The sequence below is a fragment of the Phyllobacterium sp. genome, assembly GCF_037994405.1.
Lineage (GTDB): Bacteria > Pseudomonadota > Alphaproteobacteria > Rhizobiales > Rhizobiaceae > Phyllobacterium.
In genome coordinates this window covers 1-3,338 of record NZ_JBBNAN010000266.1, presented here as the reverse complement: position 1 = coordinate 3,338, position 3,338 = coordinate 1, and the positions used below count along the sequence as shown (strand labels likewise).

General features: G+C 58.6%; 4 protein-coding genes and 3 pseudogenes. 6 read left to right on the top strand and 1 reads right to left on the bottom strand.

From position 1 onward, the window contains the following. The 5 genes and pseudogenes from AAAC48_RS14760 to AAAC48_RS14740 form a co-directional block, all read left to right on the top strand. A pseudogene (locus AAAC48_RS14760) lies at positions 1-281 on the top strand (transposase); the annotation flags it as partial. 794 nt (positions 282-1,075) lie between these two features. Further along, positions 1,076-1,708 (top strand): reverse transcriptase domain-containing protein, encoded by a 633-nt coding sequence (locus tag AAAC48_RS14755; RefSeq protein ID WP_340654894.1) that lies wholly within the window; start codon positions 1,076-1,078, stop codon positions 1,706-1,708. Positions 1,709-1,726: 18 nt separating this feature from the next. Beyond that, the gene (locus AAAC48_RS14750) at positions 1,727-1,948 is read left to right on the top strand and encodes a group II intron maturase-specific domain-containing protein (protein WP_340654893.1); all 222 of its coding nucleotides are present in this window, start codon (positions 1,727-1,729) and stop codon (positions 1,946-1,948) included. A 3-nt stretch (positions 1,949-1,951) separates the two neighbouring features. Further along, positions 1,952-2,077, top strand: coding sequence for a hypothetical protein (locus AAAC48_RS14745; RefSeq protein WP_340654892.1), 126 nt, complete (start codon positions 1,952-1,954; stop codon positions 2,075-2,077). Between the two features lie 79 nt (positions 2,078-2,156). After that, positions 2,157-2,442, top strand: a pseudogene (locus tag AAAC48_RS14740) (transposase); the annotation flags it as partial. Between the two features lie 32 nt (positions 2,443-2,474). Here the strand turns inward: AAAC48_RS14740 and AAAC48_RS14735 are convergent. After that, positions 2,475-2,645: pseudogene (locus tag AAAC48_RS14735) on the bottom strand (cytochrome-c peroxidase); the annotation flags it as partial. 130 nt (positions 2,646-2,775) lie between these two features. On the opposite strand from AAAC48_RS14735, the gene AAAC48_RS14730 reads away from it, so the two are divergent. After that, positions 2,776-3,338: OsmC family protein (locus AAAC48_RS14730; RefSeq protein WP_340654891.1), on the top strand; the 563-nt coding region annotated here is incomplete at its 3' end.

Here is a 3,338-nt window from a genome sequence, read left to right as displayed (position 1 = left end):
CACCGGATGCTCTGGACCGAGACACCCGTGGTGGTCAGCGCCGATACTCCGATTTCGCCATCGAAACGGCGCTGACGTTGGGCTGCATCTTCCATTTACTTCTGCGCCAGATTGAGGGATTCCTGCGCTCGGTGCTCGATCTCCTCGGGTTACAGCTGCCGATCCCTGATCATACGACATTGAGCCGCCGGGCTCAGTAGTGGGAATGACCAGCCGGAAGCGTGCAGTCGATGCCGGACGGGCCAATCCATGTACTGATCGACAGCACTGGATTGAGTGTGCCGCAGAGGCACGAAAGGAGTTCGGTACGAACTAAAGTCGTGTTGTACAGCTGCGTAGGAGATGAGGGTAGGCTCCTCGGGATCGGCTTTCAGGAGCAGGTCTCAAACCAGTCCGAGCTGCTGCGGTAAAGAGCCGTGGTCGTGAGCGTCAGATCAAAAGCCCCGGGCATGACCTGGGGCAGGTGCGTGTCCAAAAGATGAGCGAGAGCAAACCCTTCGAAGACGCGTCGTTAAGCTGTCAAGTGTCGTCGAAACCAGGAGCGTCAATCTCTTCTGGGACAAGTCCGCAGGGAGCCTGATGACTGGGCGGACGGCGGACGGCATATAGGGGGCATGAGTTGGACACAGGCTTCTGCGCGGAACTGCGGGAACCAGCTTGCTGATGGCAAGGGAGAAGTGCAAGCGGCCAAAACCGCGAGGCAAGAGTCCCGATGCAGCGAGTTGGGACGGATCGCCCCGTAGTAGCGGTGAAGGTCCTGTAATGGGACTGGAGCGAAGGGGGCGGGTCAGGTGGTCGTAGATATTGAAACAACTGGCAACAGGATGATGACAACGGATACGACGGACAAGCCGTTTATGATTGATAAGCGGCTGGTGTACGAAGCCTACGGTCAAATCCAACAAGGGTGCGGCCGGTGGGACGGGCAGTCGATCGAGCAGTTCGAGGCCGACTTGCAGGGCAATCTCTACAGGCTCTGGAACCGGATGAGCTCGGGAAGCTACTTTCCGCCCCGGTACGTGCTGTCTCCATTCCGAAGAAGAATGGAGGCGACAGGATTTTGGGGGTGCCCACCGTGAGCGATCGAATCGCGCAGATGGTGGTCAAGCGGCTCATCGAGCCGGACCTCGATCGGATCTTTCTGGCAGATTCCTACGGATACAGGCCGAACAAATCGGCGCTCGATGCCGTCGGAGTGACGCGCAAGCGGTGCTGGAAATACGATTGGGTTCTGGAATTTGGTATCAAGGGCCTGTTCGACAATCTTCCGCACGATCTCCTCCTCAAGGCCGTCCGCAAGCATGTGCAATGCAAATGGGCGTTGCTGTACATCGAACGATGGCTGACAGCTCCCATGGAGCAGGATGGCCAAAGGATTTCGCGCGATCGCGGCACCCTGCAAGGGTTCGTGATCAGTCCGATTCTTTCAAATCTGTTCCTGCATTACGCTTTTGATCTGTGGATGGAACGGGCATACCCCGACCTTCCATGGTGCAGGCACGCGGATGATGGACTGGTCCATTGCCGGAACGAGCAGGAAGCGGAGGTCGTCAAGGCGGCGCTTCAGGCGAGGCTGGCGGAATGCGGGCTGGAAATGCATCCCACCAAAACCATGATCGTCTACTGTAAGGATGGAAAACGCAAAGGGCGGTATCCGAACGTCACGTTTGACTTTCTCGGATATCAGTTCCGGCCGCGCATGGTGTAAAAGGCGCAAGACGGAAGTTTGTTTTGCAGTATCGCCCCGGCGGCCAGTCCTTCGGCGCTCAAATCCGTGCGGGCGATGATCAGGGACTTGAACATTGTGCAGTGGACCCATCTGTCGCTGGCCGACATCGCCAAGAAGCTCAACCCGCTCCTTCGGGGGTGGATCGGGTACTATGGCCGATACGCGCGCTCACAGCTGGAACCCATGCTCCGCCACGTCAACCTGACGCTCAAGCGGTAGGTGATGCGGAAGTTCAACCGCTTTGCGAGGCGCAAGCTCGCGGCTACCCGTTTTCTAGAACGGATGGTCGAGACCCGCGCCGACCTGTTCGTACACTGGCAACTCGGCATGATCGGCGCGTTTGCCTGATGGGAGCGGTGTGAGGCGAGAGTCTCACGCACCGTTCTGCTAGAGGCTGGAGGTGCAATCCCTCCGGCCTACTCACCAAGTGTACGGCGCCGGGCAGTGGTTACAGGAGAAGCATGGCACGAAGTCGCGCCGCAACTGGCGCAACTACACCTGGCGGTGGATGCCGACAGTGGCCGGATCGTTGCCCATACACTCACGGATCAGGACGCTGACGATCCTTCGCAGGTGCCACCGATCAGATCGATGGTGAGATTGGTCAGTTCACCGCAGACGGGGCCTATGACGGCAGGCCCACCTACCGGGCCGTTCTTGAGCACACCGATACCGCCAACATCGTCATTCCACCTCGTTCGACGACGGTGGAAAGCAATGGCGATACGGGGCCGCCTGATCAAAGGAAGACGCCGTTGTGAAAAAAGCTTTTTCGTAACGCAACTTTGCGCGATGTCGGTGTTCGGAACAGACCACAATAGTCGTTGCGATCCAGAAAGTCGGTGCGCAGAGGCCCGCAGAAGCCAAGATCAAAGTAAAGCGGGTTTTTGTTTGCAGGAATGTCAGGATTGCGAGGTACTCCGAGTGGCGCTGTCACATTCGATTCAACTGTGGCTCCAACTGTGGCTCAAACGCAGCGCCCTGAAATTGGTCGGTGTCAATGCGGGAACAAATCCCACATTTCCAACCGAAGGAGGAGAACCACCATGAACATGCAGACTAAGGCGCCCCGTCCGCCACTCAACGGCGTCGACACACCGACCCTCCTGAGCACGATCAACTTCGTTGCGGGCCAGCCGGACCTGGCCAGGTTCCAGTTCCGTGCCAGCAATGAATGGATCGAGGGCACCCACAGCCGCAGTGCAATGCATGGCTTTTTCGGCGCCAGCGCCGAGCAGAAACACATCAAGTCGTATTTCGCCGATGGCGATCATCCGACGGTGCTCTGCGGCACCGATCGTGGCCCAACACCCGTCGAATGGCTGCTCCACGCGCTCGCCACCTGCCTGACCGCCGGCATCGCCAATATTGCGGCGGCCCGCGGCGTGAAGCTCACGAAGGTGCAATCCTACATCGAGGGTGACATCGATCTACGCGGCATCCTCGGCATCTCGGACGAGGTCCGAAACGGCTACCAGAATGTCACGATTCGCTTCGAGATTGAAGGCGACGCGCCCTCTGAAAAGATGCAGCAGATCCTCGATCAGGCGCAGGCTCGGTCGGCGGTATTCGACGTTCTGACCAACGGCGTCCACGTCTCGGTCGGCAT